This is a genomic window from Flavobacterium alvei (assembly GCF_002920895.1).
GTDB lineage: Bacteria > Bacteroidota > Bacteroidia > Flavobacteriales > Flavobacteriaceae > Flavobacterium > Flavobacterium alvei.
The window spans coordinates 1-23,497 of the sequence record NZ_PQVG01000001.1; the positions used below are offsets into that span (position 1 = coordinate 1).

General features: G+C 34.8%; 22 protein-coding genes, 1 pseudogene and 1 CRISPR repeat array (1 of these 24 cut by a window edge). Of the genes and pseudogenes, 14 read left to right on the forward strand and 9 right to left on the reverse strand.

The genetic code is table 11. The features are described from left to right. The first annotated feature begins 393 nt into the window (after positions 1 to 393). The 4 genes from thrS (at position 394) to rplT (ending at position 3,724) form a co-directional block, all read left to right on the forward strand. The gene (gene thrS, locus C3L50_RS00005; protein ID WP_103803810.1) at positions 394 to 2,340 is read left to right on the forward strand and encodes a threonine--tRNA ligase; all 1,947 of its coding nucleotides are present in this window, start codon (positions 394 to 396) and stop codon (positions 2,338 to 2,340) included. 16 nt (positions 2,341 to 2,356) lie between these two features. Then, positions 2,357 to 2,914 carry a translation initiation factor IF-3 gene (gene infC / locus C3L50_RS00010; RefSeq protein WP_394338020.1) on the forward strand — a complete coding sequence of 186 codons (558 nt, stop codon included), beginning with the start codon at positions 2,357 to 2,359 and terminating at the stop codon, positions 2,912 to 2,914. Positions 2,915 to 3,012: 98 nt separating this feature from the next. Beyond that, a complete protein-coding gene (gene rpmI / locus C3L50_RS00015) occupies positions 3,013 to 3,210 on the forward strand; it encodes a 50S ribosomal protein L35 (protein WP_011921545.1) in 198 nt (65 codons plus the stop codon). A 169-nt stretch (positions 3,211 to 3,379) separates the two neighbouring features. Beyond that, a complete protein-coding gene (gene rplT, locus C3L50_RS00020) occupies positions 3,380 to 3,724 on the forward strand; it encodes a 50S ribosomal protein L20 (RefSeq protein ID WP_103803812.1) in 345 nt (114 codons plus the stop codon). Between the two features lie 211 nt (positions 3,725 to 3,935). Here the strand turns inward: rplT and C3L50_RS00025 are convergent, their stop codons facing one another. After that, positions 3,936 to 4,436 (reverse strand): hypothetical protein, encoded by a 501-nt coding sequence (locus tag C3L50_RS00025; protein ID WP_103803814.1) that lies wholly within the window; start codon positions 4,434 to 4,436, stop codon positions 3,936 to 3,938. Further along, complete coding sequence (locus C3L50_RS00030) at positions 4,433 to 4,927, reverse strand: glycosylhydrolase-like jelly roll fold domain-containing protein (protein WP_165783942.1); 495 nt, start codon at positions 4,925 to 4,927, stop codon at positions 4,433 to 4,435. Before C3L50_RS00030 ends, C3L50_RS00025 begins: the two co-directional genes overlap by 4 nt. 328 nt (positions 4,928 to 5,255) lie before the next feature. On the opposite strand from C3L50_RS00030, the pseudogene C3L50_RS16575 reads away from it, so the two are divergent. From C3L50_RS16575 to C3L50_RS00045, 3 genes and pseudogenes are all read left to right on the forward strand, one after another. Beyond that, positions 5,256 to 5,480: pseudogene (locus C3L50_RS16575) on the forward strand (DUF6804 family protein); the annotation flags it as partial. A gap of 3 nt (positions 5,481 to 5,483) precedes the next feature. Then, positions 5,484 to 6,284 carry an endonuclease/exonuclease/phosphatase family protein gene (locus C3L50_RS00040; protein WP_103803820.1) on the forward strand — a complete coding sequence of 267 codons (801 nt, stop codon included), beginning with the start codon at positions 5,484 to 5,486 and terminating at the stop codon, positions 6,282 to 6,284. A 108-nt stretch (positions 6,285 to 6,392) separates the two neighbouring features. Beyond that, positions 6,393 to 8,525 carry a S9 family peptidase gene (locus C3L50_RS00045; protein WP_103803822.1) on the forward strand — a complete coding sequence of 711 codons (2,133 nt, stop codon included), beginning with the start codon at positions 6,393 to 6,395 and terminating at the stop codon, positions 8,523 to 8,525. A gap of 93 nt (positions 8,526 to 8,618) precedes the next feature. Here the strand turns inward: C3L50_RS00045 and C3L50_RS00050 are convergent, their stop codons facing one another. Then, on the reverse strand, positions 8,619 to 9,482 hold the full coding sequence (locus tag C3L50_RS00050; protein WP_103803824.1) for a hypothetical protein: 864 nt from the start codon (positions 9,480 to 9,482) through the stop codon (positions 8,619 to 8,621). Between the two features lie 562 nt (positions 9,483 to 10,044). On the opposite strand from C3L50_RS00050, the gene C3L50_RS00055 reads away from it, so the two are divergent. The 5 genes from C3L50_RS00055 to C3L50_RS00075 all read left to right on the forward strand — a co-directional run bounded on the left by C3L50_RS00055 (position 10,045) and on the right by C3L50_RS00075 (position 13,484). After that, positions 10,045 to 11,769, forward strand: a complete 1,725-nt coding sequence (locus C3L50_RS00055; RefSeq protein ID WP_103803826.1) for a tetratricopeptide repeat-containing sensor histidine kinase — start codon at positions 10,045 to 10,047, stop codon at positions 11,767 to 11,769. Positions 11,770 to 11,780: 11 nt separating this feature from the next. Further along, positions 11,781 to 12,449: a DNA-binding transcriptional response regulator gene (locus tag C3L50_RS00060; RefSeq protein ID WP_103803828.1), complete on the forward strand. Its 669-nt coding sequence runs from the start codon at positions 11,781 to 11,783 to the stop codon at positions 12,447 to 12,449. A 202-nt stretch (positions 12,450 to 12,651) separates the two neighbouring features. Further along, a complete protein-coding gene (locus C3L50_RS00065; RefSeq protein WP_103803830.1) occupies positions 12,652 to 12,861 on the forward strand; it encodes a KTSC domain-containing protein in 210 nt (69 codons plus the stop codon). 78 nt (positions 12,862 to 12,939) lie between these two features. Beyond that, positions 12,940 to 13,263, forward strand: a complete 324-nt coding sequence (locus C3L50_RS00070) for a hypothetical protein (protein WP_103803832.1) — start codon at positions 12,940 to 12,942, stop codon at positions 13,261 to 13,263. Between the two features lie 14 nt (positions 13,264 to 13,277). Next, the gene (locus C3L50_RS00075) at positions 13,278 to 13,484 is read left to right on the forward strand and encodes a hypothetical protein (protein ID WP_103803834.1); all 207 of its coding nucleotides are present in this window, start codon (positions 13,278 to 13,280) and stop codon (positions 13,482 to 13,484) included. 449 nt (positions 13,485 to 13,933) lie between these two features. Here the strand turns inward: C3L50_RS00075 and C3L50_RS00080 are convergent, their stop codons facing one another. From C3L50_RS00080 to tgt, 6 genes are all read right to left on the reverse strand, one after another. Next, complete coding sequence (locus tag C3L50_RS00080; RefSeq protein WP_103803836.1) at positions 13,934 to 15,196, reverse strand: asparagine synthetase B; 1,263 nt, start codon at positions 15,194 to 15,196, stop codon at positions 13,934 to 13,936. Positions 15,197 to 15,488: 292 nt separating this feature from the next. Then, positions 15,489 to 17,030 (reverse strand): replicative DNA helicase, encoded by a 1,542-nt coding sequence (gene dnaB / locus C3L50_RS00085; RefSeq protein WP_103803838.1) that lies wholly within the window; start codon positions 17,028 to 17,030, stop codon positions 15,489 to 15,491. A 140-nt stretch (positions 17,031 to 17,170) separates the two neighbouring features. Further along, positions 17,171 to 18,124, reverse strand: a complete 954-nt coding sequence (locus C3L50_RS00090; RefSeq protein ID WP_103803839.1) for an acetyl-CoA carboxylase carboxyltransferase subunit alpha — start codon at positions 18,122 to 18,124, stop codon at positions 17,171 to 17,173. Between the two features lie 115 nt (positions 18,125 to 18,239). Beyond that, entirely contained in the window at positions 18,240 to 19,124 is an 885-nt protein-coding gene (locus C3L50_RS00095; protein WP_103803841.1) for a DMT family transporter, read from the reverse strand. Further along, on the reverse strand, positions 19,111 to 20,199 hold the full coding sequence (locus tag C3L50_RS00100) for an LptF/LptG family permease (RefSeq protein WP_103803843.1): 1,089 nt from the start codon (positions 20,197 to 20,199) through the stop codon (positions 19,111 to 19,113). The genes C3L50_RS00095 and C3L50_RS00100 overlap by 14 nt, the downstream gene beginning before the upstream one ends. 77 nt (positions 20,200 to 20,276) lie before the next feature. Further along, on the reverse strand, positions 20,277 to 21,407 hold the full coding sequence (tgt, locus tag C3L50_RS00105; protein WP_103803845.1) for a tRNA guanosine(34) transglycosylase Tgt: 1,131 nt from the start codon (positions 21,405 to 21,407) through the stop codon (positions 20,277 to 20,279). A gap of 271 nt (positions 21,408 to 21,678) precedes the next feature. Between tgt and cas1 the strand changes: the two genes are divergently transcribed. Continuing rightward, the gene (cas1, locus tag C3L50_RS00110) at positions 21,679 to 22,587 is read left to right on the forward strand and encodes a type II CRISPR-associated endonuclease Cas1 (RefSeq protein WP_103803847.1); all 909 of its coding nucleotides are present in this window, start codon (positions 21,679 to 21,681) and stop codon (positions 22,585 to 22,587) included. Next, complete coding sequence (gene cas2, locus C3L50_RS00115; RefSeq protein WP_103803849.1) at positions 22,563 to 22,892, forward strand: CRISPR-associated endonuclease Cas2; 330 nt, start codon at positions 22,563 to 22,565, stop codon at positions 22,890 to 22,892. Before cas1 ends, cas2 begins: the two co-directional genes overlap by 25 nt. A gap of 153 nt (positions 22,893 to 23,045) precedes the next feature. Then, positions 23,046 to 23,497: a CRISPR direct-repeat array (repeat unit 36 nt; unit sequence AATATCGTGTTTTCTAATCTTTAATCAAACCACAAC); it runs 705 nt beyond the window's last position.

The following is a 23,497-nucleotide window of genomic DNA, read 5'->3' on the forward strand; positions in this document are numbered from 1 at the left end:
TTTTAGTGGATAACTCTTCGTTTGAAACAAAGAGAGAATGGATTCATTAAAGCGAAAATTGGCGTTTTTAAACACCAAGAACACTAAGAAGAAACAAAGCTCACTAAGAAAAGACGCTATAGAACACACAAAGACGCTTCGCCTGTATTGATGTAATGAAATGAGCTTCTGATAATCATTACTATTATATAGAGAGAACTGCTTTCTACTACTCAATCCCTAGCCCTGATGGTAGCGGCATCCTCTTGTGCCGGGGTTCAGCACAAGAGATATAGCGGACAGCAGGAAAAAGCTCCTGAAAACACCATACCATATATTAATGTATAAACTTCTACATATATATTGTATGTATTTTAGTAATGCGCTATATTTGCATTCACAAAATTAAAAACAATGATTAAGATTACTTTGCCCGACGGGTCAGTTAGAGAATTTGATTCAGGCGTAACGCCGATGGAGGTTGCCAAAAGCATTAGTGAAGGATTTGCCAGAAACGTGATTTCGGCTTCTTTCAATGGTACAATTGTTGAAACCACAACCCCTTTGACTACGGACGGCAGTCTTATATTATATACCTGGAATGACGAAGGTGGTAAAAAAGCTTTTTGGCATTCGACTTCGCACGTGATGGCTCAAGTTCTGGAAGAAATGTATCCTGGGATTAAATTAACCCTTGGACCGGCTATCTCGAACGGGTTCTACTATGATGTAGATTTTGAAAACCATAAAATCACGGATGCTGATTTCAAAAAGATTGAAGATCGTGTTCTTGAAATTTCGAGAGAGAAACACGAATTCAAATTGCGTCCCGTAACTAAAGCAGAAGCATTGGAAGCTTACAAAGACAACGTTTATAAAACAGAATTGATTTCGAATCTGGAAGACGGAACGATTACTTTTTGCGATCACTCTACTTTTACTGATTTGTGTCGCGGTGGTCATATTCCAAATACCGGAATCATCAAGGCGATGAAAATTATGAGTGTTGCTGGCGCATATTGGCGTGGTGATGAAAAGAACAAGCAACTAACTCGTGTTTATGGGGTTTCGTTTCCTAAACAGAAAGACTTAACAGAATACCTAGAATTATTAGAGGAAGCCAAACGCAGAGACCATAGGAAATTAGGAAAAGAACTGGAATTATTTGCTTTTTCATCTAAAGTTGGTCAAGGTTTACCGTTGTGGTTGCCAAAAGGAGCTGCATTGCGCGATAGATTAGAGCAATTTTTGAAAAAAGCACAAAAGAAAGCGGGTTACGAACAAGTAGTGACGCCTCACATTGGACAAAAAGAATTATACGTAACTTCTGGGCATTATGCCAAATATGGAGCGGATAGTTTTCAGCCGATAAACACTCCTGCCGAAGGCGAAGAGTTTTTATTGAAACCTATGAACTGTCCTCATCACTGTGAAATCTTCAACACAAGACCTTGGTCATACAAAGATTTACCAAAACGTTATGCTGAATTTGGAACGGTTTATCGCTATGAGCAATCAGGCGAATTGCACGGTTTAACTCGTGTTCGTGGTTTTACTCAAGATGACGCTCATATTTTTTGTACGCCTGACCAATTGGATCAAGAGTTCAAAAATGTGATTGATTTGGTTTTGTATGTTTTTGGTTCGTTGGGATTCGAGAACTTCACAGCACAAATTTCGTTGCGTGACCAAGAAAATAGAGACAAGTATATTGGTAGCGATGAAAATTGGGAAAAAGCAGAAAACGCCATTATTAATGCTGCTGCCGATAAAGGATTGAAAACTGTTGTAGAATATGGCGAAGCGGCCTTCTATGGTCCGAAGTTGGATTTTATGGTAAAAGATGCTTTAGGAAGAAGCTGGCAATTAGGAACAATTCAGGTGGATTACAACTTGCCGGAGCGTTTCGAATTGACATACAAAGGCTCTGATGATCAATTGCATACACCAGTAATGATTCACAGAGCACCATTTGGATCGATGGAACGTTTTATAGCTATTTTGATCGAACACACGGCAGGAAAATTCCCGCTTTGGTTGATGCCAGAACAGGCTATAATATTGTCTTTGAGCGAGAAATATGAAAATTATGCAAAAAAAGTTTTAAGTCTGCTAGAAAATCACGAAATTCGCGCCCTTATTGACAACCGAAACGAGACTATCGGAAAGAAAATCAGGGATGCAGAAATGCAGAAAACCCCGTTTATGCTGATTGTAGGCGAGGAAGAAGAGAAAAACGGCACAATATCCATCCGTCGTCATGGGCAGGAAGGAAAAGGAAACATTACCGTCACAATTGAAGAATTTGCTGCAATTGTAAACGAAGAAATAAGCAAAACACTAAAAGTATTTACAGTTTAACTTAAATTATAAAGTCATAGCAATAAGAAGTAACAGAGGTTATCAACCTCGAGTAGAAAAAAAGGATGCCCACAGGATAAACAATCATATTCGTGGCGTACAAGAAGTAAGGCTGGTAGGTGAAAATATCGAGCCTGGAGTTTTTAAACTTTCCGAGGCATTAAGATTGGCCGACGAATTTGAACTGGATTTAGTTGAGATTTCGCCAAACGCTGAACCGCCTGTTTGCAAAATAATGGACTATAAAAAGTTTGTTTACATGCAAAAGAAACGCGAGAAAGAGCTTAAAGCAAAATCTACTCAAATTGTAGTGAAAGAAATTCGTTTTGGTCCTCAAACGGATGAACACGATTATGAGTTTAAAAGAAAGAATGCCGAAAAATTCCTGAAAGAAGGTTCTAAATTGAAAGCGTTCGTTTTCTTTAAAGGACGTTCTATCATCTATAAAGATCAAGGTCAAATCTTGCTATTGAGATTAGCCACGGATTTGGAAGAATTTGGAAAAGTAGAAGCAATGCCTGTTCTCGAAGGAAAGAGAATGATTATGTTCATCGCTCCGAAGAAAAAGAAGTAAGCAGTTTGCAGAACGCAGATTGCAGAAAATATAATGAGATTGCTTCGCAAGCTCGCAAAGACAAGTAAGTAAGAATAAATTAAAAACACTAGGAAAAAATGCCTAAAATGAAAACCAAATCTAGCGCCAAAAAACGTTTTAAAGTTACTGGTTCTGGAAAGATCAAGAGAAAACATGCTTTCAAAAGTCACATCTTGACCAAGAAATCTAAAAAACGTAAATTAGCTTTGACACATTCAGCGCTAGTTCACAAAACAGATGAGAAAAGCATCAAACAACAATTAAGAATTATATAATAGGTACAAGGTGTTAGGTCTAAGGTGCAGGGTAAACCCAAAACCTCAGACCCAAAACCAAAAACCAAAAAAATTCTTTAGGTTAAAACAATTTAAAATAACCTTGGAGTATGGCCTTAAGTTCCCTTGATTAAATTCGGGACGCCTACTACAAAAAAACAGAAAAATTATGCCAAGATCAGTAAATTCAGTTGCTAAGAGAGCAAGAAGAAAAAAGATAATGAAGCAAGCCAAAGGTTTCTTTGGTCGTCGTAAAAACGTTTGGACAGTTGCGAAAAACGCGGTTGAGAAAGCAATGTGCTATGCTTACCGTGACAGAAAAGCGAACAAAAGAAACTTCCGCGCTTTGTGGATTCAACGTATCAACGCTGGAGCCAGATTGGAAGGAATGTCTTATTCGCAATTCATTGGAAAATGCAAAGCTAATAACATCGAATTGAACCGTAAAGTTCTTGCCGATTTAGCGATGAATCATCCAGTAGCTTTCAAAGCCATACTTAATAAAGTAAAATAAACGTTTTATCAACTCAATTTAAGATTACTTACTTATAGAAAAACCCAGTCGAAAGATTGGGTTTTTTGTTTTTGTAGGACTCATGAAAATAGATTCTATACCATTTATAAATTGGTCTTATTGTCAATTCGAATTCAGTCGATAACCATTAGAGCATCTCGACTGCGCTCGATGTGACAAAAAAACAACTAGACTTTACTATTTCTAATTGCTATTCGTTCTTTTTTAAAATGTATTTTCCAATAATATATTTCGATATTGGTTTCAATGTTTTACCCGTTTCGGGATGCAAGCCTGGTTGATTGAAATACTGATATTCTTTTTTATCTGGAGATTTTCCATACCAAACAAGAGGATTGTCAGTATCTCCATTTTTGAAAAAAGTAGTCGTATCACAAACCGATATTTTTTTGAAATTGTCCAATATCCCTTGATTGAACGGACAAACTTCGGCCGTATCTTTTATTGCATCACATTCAGCTGCTTCATAATGGTTTTTGACCCAAACCATACAATTCTTGTCTCGAAAAAAAATGTCTTTGATGCCAAAACCCGCAGCACCAAAAACAAACAAAGGAATCACCGCAAAAGCTATTTTCTTTGAAACACTCTTCTTATTCAATTCTTGAAAAACAATCTCCTCCTTTTTATCCTCTTTTTTTACCCTTTCCTCTTTTTTTACAAACTCTTTTATAGCAACATCCTCTATCAATTCTTCTTTGTTTCCAGCAATAAATTTCCTGTAAGGTCATGAATTGAAGGTATTCTTTGCCCTTTTTGTATGTAAAGCGTTATATCTGCTTCCCATGGACTACACCAAACGGTCGAAACTTCCTTTCCATTAATCAACACGCGCGCAATAGAACCTAATTGTGGGAATCGAAGTAATACCTGCGTACCCGAAATGGGTTGATCCAATTTAATTGACTTTCGATATACCGATGTTCCAGAATAGTAATTTATTCGGTCATCCACATTCTTGGTCCAGTCCGTTAAGTTAGTAAAAACAACTTCACCAGGTCCTCCCCATTTTGGATCAAAAAAGACTTTCCATTCTCCTTCGATAGCAGTAATTTGTTCGTCGATTCCATTCAACTTTGTTGGAAGAGTGGATAAAGCTTCGTTAGATGTAACAATAAATCCAGATTCGTTGGGCTGCAAAACAACATTTAGCAAGAGTCCGTTTTTGCCGGATGCCGTCAATGAATCTATTTCTGATAAGGCTATTCCTTTTATCCAAAATCAATTGAATGACGATAGCAAAAAAAACAGTTAATAACTACAATGAATATTTAATCCAATACGGATTTCAAAAATTTGCTGGTAAATAGCGCTGTTTCATATAAAATAATTCATCCTTCGGAACATTTTGCATGATAAAGATGAAAAAAAAAATACTCAAAATGAGGTTTCCCGTAAAGAATTGATTTTTAATGGGTGTAGGTTTGGAGGATAAATAATTTTTAAATTAAAAGACTATGAAGTATTATGTAGACTTATAAATATGTCTATTTAAACGCCATATGGATATTACCAATTTGTAAGATATACTGTAATGCTAGGTTTCGCATATTTAGCATTTTCTCTTAACAGTACAAAAAACAAAAACGAAGTATTCCTATACATTACTTTAGCCATTTTATTTCAACCTTTTTTAAAAATTGCCTTAGGCAGAAACCTCCGGAATGTTGTCGATGTAATATTTGGAGTTGGTTTATTACTATCTTTAGCCATTCGCAAAAACATCAAAAAATAGTAAATGAAACAAATAATCCTATTCCTTTTCCTATTCACCACTTCCCTATTCTCCCAACCCAAACTCCTTTCATGGAATCTAGAAAACTTTGGTAGCTCGAAATCAAACACTGAAATCACTTTTATTGCCAATACTTTGAGAGAATATGATATTGTTGCCATTCAGGAAGTCGTGGCGGGCGATGGTGGAGCGCAAACTGTAGCCAAACTTGCGGATGAACTGAACCGGAAAGGAGCAAAATGGGATTACACCATCAGCGAACCAACGAGTAGTAGTGCATACAAAACGGAGCGGTATGCTTTTCTCTGGAAAACCAGCAAAATCAAGAAAATAGGAAGAGCCTGGCTCGAAAAAAAATACCATTTAGAAATAGACAGAGAACCGTATTTCTGCACTTTTGAATATGAAAACAAGCAATTCACAGTGGCCAATTTTCACGCTATAACCAAGAAGATGCAACCCGAAACGGAGATAAAATATTTCAAATTCCTACCCGAGGAATACCCTAATCTGAATTTGATCTTTGTGGGCGATTTCAACTGTCCGCAATCACACACGGTTTTTAATCCTTTGAAAAAGATGGGATATCAATCTATTCTTGTCAATCAGAAAACGTCTTTGAAACAAAAATGTGAATATGATACTTGTCTCGCTTCGGAATTTGACAATATGTTTTATAATTCTTCGAAAATTGCTAGACTCAATTCAGGAGTTCTTCCTTTTTACAAAAATTTCAATTCTCTAAAGGAAGCGAGAGTGATTTCAGACCATATTCCTATTTGGTTTGAATTTTCCCTGAATTAATATTGAAAAAAGGTATCTTCTGTAACAAAATTTTTTAATTTTAGACTGATACAATTATTTGGTAAAATCATTTTTGTACTTTTATTCCCTATCAAAAAACCTACATATATGAAGAATTTTTCTATTCTGGCTCTAAGTTGCTTTATAACAATTGCTACCTTTTCTCAAACCAAAAAACTGACTCTAGAACAAGGGGTTTTAGAACAAAACAGACTCTTCAGAGCCGATAAATTAATTGGATTTCAGTGGATTCCGAACACCACTAATTATACCTATTATACAGATAATTACACCAAAATGGTTGCTGCCTCTGCCACAGATTCAAAAACTATTGAAACGGTAACTTTAGCTGATATTAATTCCGCCTTAGGAACAAAATTGAAAAACTTTTTTGGCATACAATGGATTGATTCAAATGCCCTACTCGTTTCTGAAAGCGGAAAACAATACGCCTATTTAACGACTTCAAAAAAAGGGACGTTGATGCAAGAACCGAAAAGCAGTTGCCAAAATCTAACTTATGATATAAAAAAGAGAAATCTTGCCTTTACAGAAAACAACAATCTTTATTACTACAACGTCAATAAAGAAATAGTTCAAGTCACCAATGAAACCAACGAGGCTATTGTTTCTGGTCAATTTTTTGCTAGAAGTGAATTTGGAATAAGAGACGGAATTTTTTGGTCGCCAAAATCTAACTTTTTAGCTTTTTACCAAAAAGACCAAACTGAAGTTGCTGATTATCCTATATTAGACATTAACGAAACTCCAGGAAAATTAGTCAATATCAAATATCCAATGATTGGTCAAAAGAGCGAAAAACCAAGAGTAGGAATTTACAATCTCGCTAGTAAGAAAACAGTTTTTATTTCACCAAAAGGAAACCTTGATGATTATCTAACCAATCTTTCTTGGTCGCCAGACGAAAAATATGTTTTGATTGCTGAACTCAATCGAGCGCAAAATGATATGTCATTAAACGTTTATGATGCCCAAACGGGAAATTTTGTTCGAACTATTCTTAATGAAAAAAATGACAATTGGGTCGAGCCAGAACATCCTGCTTTTTTTCCGAGCAATGCCAACAATAATTTTGTTTGGATAAGCGAAAAAAGCGGTTTCAACAACTTGTATTATTATTCGATTGAAGGGAGATTAATCAAACAATTGACTCAAAACAAATTTCCTGTGAGAGAAATAATTGGAAGCAATACTGCTGGAAATGAAATTTACTTTAAAGCAACTGGCGAAAACCCTACCAATATGTTGGCCTACAAAGTAGATTTGAATGGCAAGCAAACTTTAATTACCAAAGACCAAGGCGTTCATAATTGCATTCCAAATTTTGATGGAAGTTATTTTTTTGATGAATATTCCAATCATTCAACCCCATCAAAATCGTTGCTGTATAGCAAAAACGGTAGCGCCAAAACACTTTTAGAAAGCAGCAACAAATATGCCGATTTCCAAATGGGAACTGCCGAAATCAAAACCATAAAATCGGCCGATGGAACTACTGATTTATATACTAGATTAATCAAACCCAGCAATTTTGATCCGACAAAAAAATACCCAGTACTTGTTTATGTTTACGGTGGTCCACATGCTCAATTGATAACTAATTCCTATTTAGATGGTGCCAATCTTTGGATGTATTGGATGGCAGAGCAAGGCTATTTAGTATTTACGGTTGATAATCGAGGTTCAGATAATCGAGGTTTTGCATTCGAAAGTGTGATTCACGGAAGATTGGGTGTAAATGAAATCGAAGACCAAATAAAAGGTGTTGATTATTTGAAATCCTTGCCTTATGTAGATGAAAACCGTTTGGCTATTCACGGTTGGAGTTTTGGTGGATTCATAACTACTTCTATCATGCTTCGAAAACCAGATGTTTTTAAAGTAGGAATCGCTGGTGGACCAGTAACCGATTGGAACTATTATGAAGTGATGTATGGCGAACGGTATATGGACACCCCCGCCGAAAACCAAAAAGGTTTTGACGAAGCAAGTACTTTGAATTATGTAAAAAACCTGAAAGGAAAATTACTTCTAATTCACGGAACTAGTGATGATACTGTGGTTATGCAAAACAATTTTGTATTACTGAAAAAATTTATTGAAGCCGAAAAACAAGTAGATTTCTTTGCTTATCCAATGCACGAGCACAATGTTATTGGCAAAGACAGAGTGCATTTGATGACTAAGGTTTTGAATTATGTGATTGAAAATAACAAATAAGTATTGGTGAGCTAAAAAAAGTACCTCAAGGTTTTAGAAACTTTTGAGGTACTTTTTTTTTACAATTCAAAAAAAATTCAACTCAAGATTCTTTCATTTACTAGTACGGATGTACTTGTCAATAATATAGGGCGTAATTTTCTTTAAAGTTCTCCCTGACACGGGATGTAGTCCTGGTTGATTAAAATACTCATATTCTCCCGTCGAAGGATCTTTCCCATACCAAATTAAAGGTTGGTTTTTATCTCCATTTTTGAAAAAAGTGGTTGTATCGCAAACTGCTATTTTCTTAAAATCATCCAGAAGTGATTGATTCATTGGTTGTGCATTATCAATATTTTCTAAATCAGCTAAATCAACAGCTACAAAATGATCTTTTGTCCATACAATCCCATTTTTAGTTGGAAAAAAAATGCTTTTTAAGCTAAAACCTAAAGAAGCAAGAATTAACAAACTCAAGGTTCCAATCAGTAGTTTTTTCTTTAAAGACCACTTTTTTACAATTCCAAAATCTGATTCATATTTAGGTTCGTCCAAAATGGGTTCTGTATTTTCATGAGTTGTTAATTCAATTTTTCTACCATTGATACCTTCAAAATCATCAGTATTTCGAAACTTACGATAAGGTCTAGGCTCGAAACCTACTAAAACTGCAATTAGATCTAAACTTTCTGTCTGACTGATGTCTGTGTTTTTTAATAAAAAATTCTGAAACGGTCTGAATTTATCTGTGTCAAAGCACATTATCTGCCTAATTTTATCTTCGCTTTCATTAAAATTAAAAAACTTTTTAAAAATTGCCAAATCCAAATGTACTGTGGTATGTTCAAATATCAGAGCACACAATCTTTTTAATTTAGCTGGCGAAGGATTCAAAAGATAGTCCGAATACTCTTTAGATTTCTCCTCTTCATATTTATTTTTCACTCCTTTTTTATACGTATCTAGAGCATTCATACTTCATTTTTTTATTAATTATTTAGAAATCATCGGAATCATTCGGAATTATAGGAATCATCGGAATTCCATTAAAATTATTCGACAAAGCTGGCATTTCTTTGCTTCTGAATTAGTTCCTGTCTTAACCTGCAATTAAGACAAATGTACAAAACTAGTTCAAAAAAAGTGTTGCTAAACAGTTTAGCAGGTTCATCCGGGAAGTATGAATTATACTATTCTGTTTCAGCACACTTACTTCCCAAAAAGCACAAAAATGAGCAAGGCAAATTAATGTCTTTTGCTCTGGCAAGAATTCGATTTCAAAATCGGACAGCCCAACTTATGTCTAATTTTTAATTCCAAAAAAATGAAAAGAATATTTTTAGTATCGATGTATATTATCGCTAGCATTGTAATGTATTCCTGTACAGATGACACGTTACCAACCACAAGTAACAACAAAGCGAGAGTCGTAGCAGACGACCCAGGAGATCCTATCAACCCAACTCCACCAATTAAACCGTAATAATAAATTTTCTAAATAGATTTATTATTTAATAAATTTCTGTAATTTCGGGGGATGATTCACAAAAAGTTACATTCCCCGATTTTGGTTTTAGCAACCCTATTTCTTCTTCTGCAATCTTGCGACAAGAAACCAATAATCAATCCCAAAAAAGAGAAAAATTTAGCAGAAATTGATCGTCTTATTGACCTTGGCGACCAATATCTTGAAAAAGTGAATTATGACAGTGCTTACTATTATCACAACAAAGCCAAATCGCTCTGTGATGTAAAGACTGACAATACCCGAATTATCTATTCTTTGGCAAGAATGTCAGAAATTCAACAAAATCAAGGAGATTATTCAGGTAGTGAAACAACAGCTATTGAAGCTCTCCCTTTTGTAAACGAAACCATGGATCCTTCCTACGAGAGTTCTATTTATAATTTACTTGGAGTAGTCTATTTGAAACTTTTCGATTACGATAACTCCCTTTATTATTATAAAAAGGGATTGAATTTAAAAATTGATAAAACCCGAAAATTAAAAATCCAGCACAATATTGCTGTGGTTTATATGGCTAAGCACGATTACAATCAGGCCATACAAATTCTGCTTCCATTGACATTAAAAAAAGAAGTTATAAATGATCCTGCTCCCTATTCAAAAGCACTGGATAATTTAGGTTTTTCTTACTTTAAAGTGGGGAATCCCAAAGGAATTGATTATTTAAATCAGTCATTGAAAATAAAAGAAAAATTAAAAGATGACTGGGGAATGGCGGCAAGCTACCTTCACCTCGCCCAATATTACAAACCAACCAACCCCAAATTAGCGAATGTCTATGCTCGATTGGCATTCGAAAAAGCTACAAAAGTGAATAATATTGATGACCGTTTGGAAGCTTTAGCATTATTAATCCAATCCAGCTCTGGAAATCAATCGAAATTCTATTCAGAAAAATACATACATCTCAATGACAGCATCAACAGAGTAAGACAAAATGCCAGAAACCAGTTTGCCAAAATAAAATATGATTCCAAGAAAGAAAAGGAAGAAAATTTGTTATTAAAAAATCAGAAATCCGAAAATTTACTTGAATTAGAAATACAAAAAAACAAAAATCTACTTTTGCGTTTTCTTATCGCAATAGGTATTTTGTCAACAATATTTTTATATTATTTTTTAAAAGCGATTAACAAAAAAGAAAAAATCCAAACCTCCTACGAGACCGAAACTCGAATTGCCAAAAAACTCCACGACGAGCTGGCTAACGATGTCTTTCAAACTATAGCTTTTGCCGAAACACAAGATTTGGCATCTGCTCAAAACAAAGAAACCTTATTGAACAATCTCGATACTATTTATACCCGAACTCGAAATATTTCTAAAGAAAATAGTGCTATCGAAACAGGCGAAAACTTTGTACCCAATCTCAAAGAAATGATGGCTCGTTTTAATACTTCGGAAATCAATATATTAATAAACGGATTGGATGACTTTAATTGGACTTTATTAGAAAACACTAAAAAAATAACAATTTATAGAGTGCTACAAGAGCTATTAGTGAATATGAAAAAGCATAGCAAATGCAGTTTAGTTGCCATTTCTTTCAAAAAAGAAGAAAATTTTTTACACATCAATTACAGTGATAACGGGCTTGGAGCGTCGCTAAACGAAATAAATTTCAAAAATGGACTCCAAAATGTGGAAAACCGTATTCTAGCTCAAAACGGAACGATTACTTTTGACACTAAATCCAATAAAGGATTCAAAGTCAGTTTTTCAATTCCAATATAATCCGTTTTTTTATGTTTCAAAAAGTGTTAGTTGCCGAAGATTTAGACTCCATCAGTATTGCTGTTGTTCAAGCCATCGAAGACCTTGGCATTACAGAAATACACCACGCCAAATATTGTGATGATGCCCTTTTGAAAGTAAAAAAAGCAATCAAAGACAAACGTCCCTATGATTTACTCATTAGTGATTTGTCCTTCAAAACCGATCATCGAGAGACACAATTGAATTCTGGTGACGAATTAATTGCAGCCGTAAAAAAACTTCAACCTACCATCAAAACCGTTGTTTTTTCTATCGAAGACAAATCCTTTAGAATCAAATCCCTTTTTAATGATTTAGGAATTAATGCTTATGTAGCCAAAGGAAGAAACAGTATTCCAGAACTCATCAAAGCCATTCAAAGCGTTTTTAACAATAACTCTAAAATCATTTCGCCTGAATTATCTCACGCCTTAAGAGACAAATCTCTTATCGAAATTGAAACCTATGATATTTTACTGCTAAAGTCATTGTCTAAAGGATTAACCGTAGATGAAATCGGATTAGATTTCAAAAACTCAGGAATAATTCCCAATGGTGGTAGCAGTCTCGAGAAACGAATCAGCAAGCTCAAAATATTCTTCAAAGCCAATAATAATGTACATCTCATTGCTATTGCTAAAGATTTAGGATTGGTGTGATTGTGGAGTATAAGGTTTAAGGTTAAAAGTTTAAGGGGGTAATTTCCAAAAACACCTAAGTTAATACAGAAGTTTAGTTTTTTTTACTTTCCTAGGTTCATTCCTTTTTCAATTTTTTTTTAAATTATTTTCTCGTTTTACGGTTTTCCGTAAAAAACATTTTTTTATTGGATTTACATTTGAAAAAAAACTGTAAGATCCAATGAATCGATATACCGTAAACGACCGCAACATCATCTCTGTAGGCTATGACGAAGTTCATAAAACCCTTGAAATAGAATTTAAACTTCAAGTAATTCACCAGTATTTTGGCGTAACCCTAGACGAATTTGTAGCATTAATGAAAGCTCCAGAAATTGAAACTCATTATTTTAATAATGTGTATTGCCATTATTATTATGATGTAGATTAATTTATTTTTCAGTTTACGGTTTTCCGTAAGGAATTCATTTAGAATGGATTTAATTTTGAAACCAAATACAATTATACTATGGAAAAGAGCCCAAAAATAAATTTGGATGAGCAAAAAAAGGCGGTCCAAACCAATTGTCCTAAAAAAATTTCAACTAAAAAATGGGACAAACGCTTAGCCGATTTTAAAAATTATACCAAAGAATATCTCAAACAATACAAAAAATCGCTAAAAGGAAATTTCATTTCATTTTGCAAATATCCCTATTTGAAAGCCAAATCAGAAGCCCTGTATGAAGAACTAAATGAAGCCCAAAGCCAAGGCATTTTGACAGAAAAACAACTCATACAAAAATCAAAAACTGAAATAAAAATAGGATCTAGCCCCAGTACACAAGTATAAATTATGCTCAAAACATGAAAAATCTTAACCTAATTATTTTACTAATTCTTGGCTACCAATTGTTTTCCTGTAACCCAAAAACAGAAAAAAAACAACCAACTATTTACAACAACTACAATCAAAATTACAAATTTGATGATGACGAAATGCAAAAAAGAAACACAAAGAAAGTCAAGGATACAAAACAAACACCAAAATACCAAACTAAAAAGAAAGCGTGAAAAATGCTCCAAATTAGGAAAACCCTAAGGAAGTGATTTTTAATCGCAGTAGGTTTACCAAAACAAACAATAAAAACATGAATATTCTAAATTTAAACAGCATAGACTTCAAATTATTATTCCAATTAACAATGGTTGTACTAGCAACTGTGTGGTTGATTTATTTAGTTTATAAGAGAGTGCAGAAGTGAGGAGGGAGAGAAACTATTTCAATTTTATACTTCTTAATTAAAGTCAAAATAGACAACCAATATGATTATTTTACAAATTGTAAAAGTCGTTTTTTAATAGTTAGTTGATAATATGCACTTTAATTCTTCAAAATGCAAGTCATTGCAAGCGGGTGTAATTGAATTTTATAAGGATTTTAATTCCTTGAAAGAAGCGCGTAGCATTTCGGACCACATTCCTATTTGGGCTACTTTTTCTTTGAATTAATACTTCCAGAATTAGGTTTTCAGTTTCTTTTTCCTTGCAGCAGGAAACAAAACATTATTCAAAATCAAACGATAACCTGGCGAATTGGGATGCAAGTCAAGCACCGTAACTGGGTCGCCCACTCTATGCTGGTAATCTTCGGGATCGTGACCGCTAAAAAAAGTAAACATTCCTTTGCCTTTTTCGCCGTGAATGTAACGAGCTTCGCCATTAAGTTCACAACTTCCCATAATCAAAACATTTGATTTGATTAAATTTTGGTCAAAAGCAGTTGTTTGTCCCATAAATCCTTTTACCAATTGCGTATGATTTTGACACAACATACTGGGAATGGGATCCCATTTGGCCGAGAATTCCATTAAGGTAAAATAGTCTTTCTCCATGGGAATCCTTCTTTTTTCGGTCATATCAATATCCGAAAATTCATAATGTTCTGGCTTTCGGTCTAATGTGAAATCTTTGAAAGCAAAAGTATTTCCGTACTGTATTTTTGATTGATAATTGAATTCACTCGGGTCACCATCAAACATAGGTTCGCAAATATCAACACCATCGGCCGATAAAGCAATATCGAAACTATCGGTTGCCGAACACATGGCAAACATAAATCCTCCTCCAATAACAAAATCACGGATTTTTTTGGCCACAGCTCCTTTGGCTTCAGACACTTTTTTGTAGCCTAATTTTGTTGCCAAAATTTCAGCTTCTTTCTTTTGATCGATATACCAAGGCGAATTTCTATTAGATCCAAAAAATTTTCCATATTGACCCGTAAAATCTTCGTGGTGCAAGTGCAACCAATCATAAAGAATCAGTTGATCGCTCAAGACTTCTTCGTCATAAATGGGCGTAAATGGAATTTCGGCATAGGTCAAAACTAAGGTAACAGCATCATCCCAAGGCTGTTTTCCTTTTGGAGTATAAACCGCAACTTTAGGCGCTTTTTCAAGTACAACGGCCTCCATATTTTGAGAAGGACTGGCTATTTCAGCTAGGATTTGATTGGTTTCATCATCACTTAAGACTTCAAAACTCACCCCTCGAATTTGGCATTCTTTTCTGATTTCGGACGCATCGGCTAATAAAAAAGCCCCCCCACGATAATTGAGTAACCAACTGGCTTTGTATTTTTTTTCGATACACCAATAAGTGATTCCGTAGGCTTTAAGATGATTTTTTTGGGTAGTTTCGTCCATTGGCAATAAAATAAACGAAGCTTTTGCCGCAAAGGAAGTCAGCAGTACAACAATAAAAAATATCTTTTTCGAACTCATTTTAAAAATTTATGAATCAAATGTACTGATTTCAATTGATAATGAAATTTATGACTGTCCGCTATTTGTATTAATCTCTTTTTGTCCACGAATTCACTAATTATAGATGAATTAAATGTTCTGAAATTTCACAAATTCTAATTGAATTTGACAATATTAGTGTAATCTAAGAATAATATATAAAAGAGCAATTCGTGAATTCGTGGCTGAAAATGGAGCTTGGACTATAAAGCGGATAGTTATATTGAAATTTATGAATTGTTAATTACCAATTGTCAATTAATCAATTATTTTAAAATGGAACTAAATCATCATCTTCCTCATTCAAATTACTTCCAAAAGCCTCATTTGGAGACGGGAGATTTTTAGTTTGAAAAGGATTCTCGTCCTGATTCATACTCGAAGGCAAATCATCATAACTGCTGTTGTAATCATCAAGATTGTCAAATTTACCAAGGTGACCAATAAATTTTAATCGAACGTTTTCGATACCTCCATTACGATGTTTGGCGATCATAATCTCGGCTTGTCCTGCGGTTGGCGAAGCTTCATCATCATCCCATTCGTCAATTTTGTAATATTCAGGACGGTATAAAAACGAAACAATATCGGCATCTTGCTCAATCGCTCCCGATTCACGAAGGTCAGAAAGCAAAGGTCTTTTGCTAGAACCACGAGTTTCAACCGCACGCGATAACTGCGAAAGTGCAATTACAGGAACATTCAATTCTTTGGCCAAAGCTTTCAAATTTCGAGAAATGGTTGATATTTCTTGCTCTCTATTGCCACCGCCTTTTCCATTACCTCCAGCTGTCATCAATTGCAAATAATCGACAATGATAATTTTGATGCCGTGTTGCGAAACCAAACGTCTGGATTTAGCTCTTAAATCAAAAATAGAAAGTGAAGGTGTGTCGTCTATAAACAAAGGTGCTTTTTCTAGATTTTTCACTTTGGTACTTAACATTGTCCATTCGTGTGGCTCTAATTTTCCGGTACGCAATTTCTCTGAAGACAAACCTGTTTCAGACGAAATCAAACGGGTAATTAACTGCACGGAGGCCATCTCCAAAGAGAACAGCGCCACTGGATGTCCGTAATCGATTGCAATATTTCTCGCCATTGAAAGTACGAATGCGGTTTTTCCCATCGCTGGCCTTGCCGCAATGATAATTAAATCGCTGGGTTGCCAACCCGAAGTCAGTTTGTCTAGATTGGTAAAACCCGTTTCGACACCACTTAATCCTTCTTGTTTGCTAATTTCTTCGATTCGTTTTTTGGCTTGCAAGACCAAACTTTGTGCTGTCTCGGAACTTCGCTTGATGTTTCCTTGGGTCACTTCATACAATTTCGATTCGGCTTTATCTAATAAATCGAAAACATCGGTAGTTTCGTCATAAGAATCTTCGATAATATCTGTAGAAATTCGAATCAAACTGCGTTGAATAAATTTTTGAAGAATAATTCTCGAGTGAAATTCGATGTGTGCTGAAGAAGATATTTTTTGAGTAAGTTGAATCAAGTACAAATCGCCTCCTGCCAAATCTAGTTTTGCATTTTTTCGCAACTGAGCCGAGACTGTTAATAAGTCAATAGGCTGTGTATCTGTAAACAACTGAACGATAGCCTCAAAAATATGTTTATGCCCCTCTTTGTAAAATGCATCGGGTTGCAAAATATCGATTACCTCATCAACCCCTTTTTTGTCAATCATCATAGCTCCAAGCACAGCCTCTTCTAGATCGACAACTTGGGGCGGTAATTTTCCTTTTTCGAGATTGATTATTGTTGTTTTATCGATTCGAATTGGGTTTATATTCTTCACATTTTCCATAGAGCGAAAGTAAGCAAAATTAAAAAAAGAAGCCAATTGAGTTATTAGAAACTATTGTTAATAAGCAATCTTTTTTTGTTAATAAGCATAAAAAAATCCGAAACGATAAGGCTTCGGATTTAGAACAAGTTTGTAAGTTTTTACTCTTTGAAATCCCCCATTTTACAGTATTTATCCATCCTTTGGGCAACTAATTCGTCTGTTGATAAGTCTTTCAATTCGTTGAAGCCTTTGATAATATATTGCTCTACTGTTTTGAAGGCTGATTCTCTGTCAAAGTGAGCTCCTCCAAGAGGTTCAGGAATAATATCATCGACTAATTTTTGTTTTTTCATATCCGCAGAAGTCAATTTCAAGGCTTCGGCAGCTTGTTCTTTATAATCCCAACTTTTCCATAAAATAGACGAACAAGATTCAGGAGAAATCACCGAATACCAAGTGTTTTCCATCATATAAACTCTATCTCCAACGCCAATTCCTAATGCTCCACCTGATGCTCCTTCTCCAACAATAACACAGATGATTGGCACTTTCAATCGAACCATTTCAAAAATATTTCTGGCAATAGCTTCTCCTTGTCCGCGTTCTTCGGCTTCAATTCCTGGAAAAGCTCCTGGAGTATCAATCAAAGTTACCACTGGAATTCCAAATTTCTCTGCCATTTTCATTAGTCGCAAAGCTTTTCGATAGCCTTCGGGATTTGGCATTCCAAAATTTCTATATTGGCGTGTCTTGGTATTAAATCCTTTTTGTTGACCAATTAGCATAAACGATTGTCCTCCAATTTTACCTAAACCACCAATCATTGCTTTATCATCTTTGAACCCTCTGTCGCCGTGAAGTTCAAGGAAAGTTTCTCCACAAAGTGCTTTTATATGATCTAAAGTATAAGGTCTATTGGGGTGTCTTGACAATTGTACACGTTGCCAAGCGGTAAGATTTTTATATATGCTTCTTTTAGTTTCTTCTAGTTTTTTGGTAATTTGCTTGCAGGTATTTGTCACATCAACCTCTGATTCCTGACCGATTACTAGACATTTATCTAACTGATCTTCAAGCTCTTTTATTGGAAGTTCAAAATCTAAATATTCCATAAATTATAGTAGTTTTTGTTTGATTTGAAATGCAAATATAAAATTTAAAATTATCAAAAACGTATAATTAGCATCTAATTACAAATAAATTGACAGTTAAAATCCTTGAAAAAAATTATTTCTTATTAGACAGGTAATGTTTGACAATACCGTTCAGAATTACCGTTAAAACAATCAATAAGGCTCCGATATAAAACTCTACGCTCATTTTTTCTTTTCCACCAAGGATAAAATACGCCAAAATAATTCCATAAACGGGTTCTAAACTGGTGGTTAGCATCACTGTATAAGGCGAAAGTACTCGCATCACCTTTACAGAAGCGGTAAAAGCATAAGCAGTACAAACCGAAGCTAAAATGAGGAGATAAATCCAATCATTGGTAGTCAGAATAAAAAAATCGACATTGAATTTACTAGTAAAAAAAAAGTAAATCGTTATAAAAAACACGCCGGCGAGAAATTCATAAAAGGTAATAACGGAAGATTCGTGTTTTTCGATTAGCTTTCCGTTCATTAAGGTGAATAATACTCCGATAATTATTGAAACCAAAGCATACATAATCCCTTCGAAATAATTGATTTCAACTTGCAAAATCATTCCTAATGCTGCAATAATTATAAGTCCAAAAAACACTTCATACCAAAGCACTTTTCGACCGTAAAAAATAGGTTCTAAAATAGAAGCTAAAAAAGCACCTAAAGAAAAAACGGCCAATGTCACAGAGACATTAGAAACATGAATAGCCTCAAAAAAGAAAATCCAATGAAGAGCAATCAGTAATCCGACAAAAATTAATTTGAAAAATTCTTTTATAGGAATTTGAAAAGATTCTTTTTTAAAGAGAATAAATAGAAACAAAAATACCGATGCAAATAGCATTCTATACCAAACCAAAGCATCGGCCTGAATTGAAATTAAAGCTCCTAATATGGCAGTAAAACCCCATATAAATACAATTAAATGAAGATTTAAATAACTCTTTAAATTACCTTTTTGCATTGCGTAATAAGAAAACAGCCAAAATTCCAAAAACTAGATTAGGAATCCAAACGGCCAATAATGGTGGGAAACTAGATTTTTCGGCCAAGGTTCCGAATATTTTATCGAAAAACACAAAAGAAAATGCCAATGCAATTCCGATGGCTAGACTCAATCCCATCCCTCCTCTTCGCTTCATAGATGAAACCGCAACTGCAATTACAGTAAGAATAAATGCCGATACGGGTATGCTGTACTTTTTATACAAAACGACCTTATAAACATTGATGTTTGAAGAACCACGCTTTTTTTCTTTTTCGATAAATTGGTTTAACTTACCCAAACTCAAGGTTTCGGCTATATAAATAACTGGTGTTATATCGTCGAGATCAAAACTAAATTTAGCATCTTTTTTATCCGATTTTTCAATTTTATCATCCAATCCTCCAACAGTTCGTTTGACATAATCATACATCGTATAATTTTTAGTTTTAGGATTCCACTGTATCCTTGAAGCCGAAATTTTATAAGCTAATTTATCTTTGGTGAATTTTTCATAAGTGAAATTATAAGCCGTTTTAGATGCTACATCAAAACTATTGACATAGATGTATTCATCATTGCTAAGCTGACGGAAAACATCTGTATTTTTTCCCCTTACAGTTTCTTTACCATCACCACGAAGATAAGTATATCTAAAATTATTAAAACCTTCATTCGATTTTGGAACGATAAAAAACCCCATCAACAAAACGATTAACGAAACAATAGTAGCTCCAATCATAAAAGGTCTCAAAAACCGAGTAAACGAAATTCCTGAACTTAAAATAGCAATAATCTCAGTATCATTGGCTAATTTTGAAGTAAACCAAATGACCGATAAAAACAAAAATATCGGAAACAACAAATTCATAAAATAAATTGTAAAATGATAATAGTAAACCAAAATTTCCATAATGGGAATCTTGTTTTCGATCATTTTATTAATCTTTTCCGAAATATCAATTACTATTCCAATAGGTGCAAATAAACCCAACATAACCCCAAATGTGGCCAAGTATTTCTTTAGAATGTATTTGTCTATTATTGTTAACATTTAGTTCGGTTTTGGGTTTTGGGTTTTAGGTTTTGGGTTGAATTACTATCAACTAAAAACTTTCAACTTTCAACTATTTACAATCTCTGGCTCATATTGCGAACCATCATCTCTTTCCAAGTTCTAAAATCTCCGGCTAAGATATGTTTTCTAGCCTCACGAACCAACCACATATAAAACCCAAGATTGTGAATCGTGGCAATTTGTTTTCCAAGGTATTCATTGGCGGCAAATAAGTGGCGCAAATAAGCTTTGCTGTATTCTGTATCCACAAAAGTATGGCCCATTTCGTCAATTACCGAGAAATCGTCTTCCCACTTTTTATTTTTGATATTGATGGTTCCATTGGCAGTAAACAACATTCCGTTTCTAGCGTTTCGAGTTGGCATCACACAATCGAACATATCAATTCCTAAGGCAATATTTTCCAAGATATTAATCGGAGTTCCTACTCCCATCAAATAGCGAGGTTTGTCTTCTGGTAGAATTTCACAAACCACTTCGGTCATCGCATACATTTCTTCGGCTGGTTCTCCTACTGAAAGTCCTCCAATAGCATTTCCTTGTTGACCTGAATTAGCAATATATTCCGCCGATTGACGGCGTAAATCTTTGTAGGTACTTCCTTGAACAATCGGAAAAAAAGTTTGTTCATACCCATATTTAAAAGGCACTTTTTCCAAATGATTGATGCATCTGTCCAACCAACGGTGCGTCATGTGCATCGAACGTTGCGCATAACGATAATCGCACGGATAAGGCGTACATTCGTCAAAAGCCATAATGATATCAGCACCGATGGTACGCTGAATTTCCATTACATTTTCGGGTGTAAAAACGTGGTAGGAACCATCAATATGCGATTTGAATTTCACCCCTTCTTCCTTAATTTTTCGGTTAGAAGAAAGCGAATACACTTGGTATCCACCAGAATCGGTCAAAATATTTCTGTCCCAATTCATAAATTTATGCAATCCACCCGCTTTTTCCAAGATTTCGGTTTGCGGACGCAAGTATAAATGATAGGTATTCCCCAAGATAATATCTGGGTTTATTTCTTCTTTCAGTTCGCGTTGGTGGACTCCTTTTACCGAAGCAACCGTTCCAACAGGCATAAAAATTGGGGTTTCAATAACACCATGATCAGTAGTAATACTTCCTGCTCTGGCTTTGGTATGTGGATCTTTTTGTAATAAATCAAATTTCATCTGTACATTTTTCAGTGCGCAAAGATAAGTTAATTGTGAATTGTGAATTGTGAATTGTGAGTTTTTTTAACAATGTATTTATTTGAGCGTGCCATCACCTCCTCAAGCTATGATGCTGTCAGGCTGTCCGCTATATCTCTCTGCTTCACTACGAGGATGTCGCTTCCATACTTCACGCAAACCAAAAAAAATTATGAAAATGAGGTTTCCCGTAAAAACACCATCATATCTATCAGTAAATTAGTCTTCTACAATATCTAATCCTACTATTATGCTAAAAAAATCCATTTTAATAGAAAATAAAACGGCTATTACTGCCAAAAACCTCCAATTAGTCATTAAATCTGAAATTCGGGAAAGCGCGATTCCCATTGAAGATATTGGTTTTTTGGTTTTAGACCATCAAGAAATTTACATTAGTTTACCAGCTATGAATTTATTGGTAGAAAACAATACATCCGTAATTATTTGTTCTAAAAATCATTTGCCCAACGGAATGTTCCTGAACCTCAACAGTCACCACATCCAGCAAGAAGTCTTCAAAAACCAAATTGATGCTTCCATTCCACTAAAAAAACAATTATGGCAACAAACCATTGTCGAAAAAATAACCAATCAAGGTTTGCTTTTAGAAAGAATCACCCAAAACAAAAACAGTTTCGAATTCCTAGCCAGCAAAGTTTTGAGCGGAGACACTTCTAATATGGAAGGCGTTGCAGCAAGCCAATACTGGAAATCTTTTTTTGATACTTACGACATCAAATTCAGAAGGGAACGTTTTGGAGATTATCCCAATAATTTCCTCAATTATGGCTATGCCATTCTTCGAGCAGCAACCGCCAGAGCACTTTCTGGCAGCGGTTTATTGAACACCTTGGGCATTCATCACAAAAGCAAATACAACGCCTTTGCTCTTGCCGATGATATTATGGAACCGTTCCGCCCCTTGGTTGACGAAAAAGTTTTTGAAATTATGCAAACCTATGACGAACAGGAATTAAACACCAAAATCAAAGCCGAACTCCTGCAAGTACTAACCCGAACCGTTTATTTCAAGGAAGAAAAAAGTCCGTTGATGGTAGCCTTGCAAAAAACGGCTAGCTCCTTGCAGCAATGCTTTATGGGACAAAGAAAGAAAATTAAATATCCCAAATTATGGAACTTAACGCCTACCGAATAATGTGGTTGTTTGTGTTTTTTGATTTGCCAACAGAAACCAAAAAAGACCGAAGAAACGCTTCGGGATTTCGGAACAACTTGCTCAAAGATGGTTTTTCGATGATGCAATATTCGGTTTATGTTCGCCATTGTGCCAGTGGCGAAAGTGCCGATGTACACGAAAAACGCATTCACAACCTTTTGCCTCCATTGGGCAAAGTGAGTGTTTTACGAATAACCGACAAGCAATTTGGCAATATCCTAAATTTTTGGGGCAAAGCCGAAGTCCCCAAAGCACCTCAACCCACACAATTAGAATTATTTTGATCTTCCCCTCCACTGGAGGGGTGCCCAAAGGGCGGGGTGGTTTCTAGAAACAAAAAAATGCCTCAATATTGGGTTATCAAACCAATAAAGAGGCATTTTTTTATACGATATTTACTTTTAATTCTATGAATATCAGAAGGTAACAAGCCAACTAATATCGTGTTTTCTAATCTTTAATCAAACCACAACTTCACGACTCAAAAGGGAATATTCTTTTACAATATCGTGTTTTCTAATCTTTAATCAAACCACAACTTTAGAAGCAGTTGTTTTTTTAGCTGCGTCAATATCGTGTTTTCTAATCTTTAATCAAACCACAACATAAAGCAGGCATTACTCTAGTCATCTTTCAATATCGTGTTTTCTAATCTTTAATCAAACCACAACTAGTAGAACCTAAAGCGTCTGGCAAATCAAAATATCGTGTTTTCTAATCTTTAATCAAACCACAACAGACAAATCGAAACATTATTAAAATCACTTAATATCGTGTTTTCTAATCTTTAATCAAACCACAACGTTGGAATTATAGCAAATCAAGGGGAATGCAATATCGTGTTTTCTAATCTTTAATCAAACCACAACGATGTCTTGTACTGTTGATA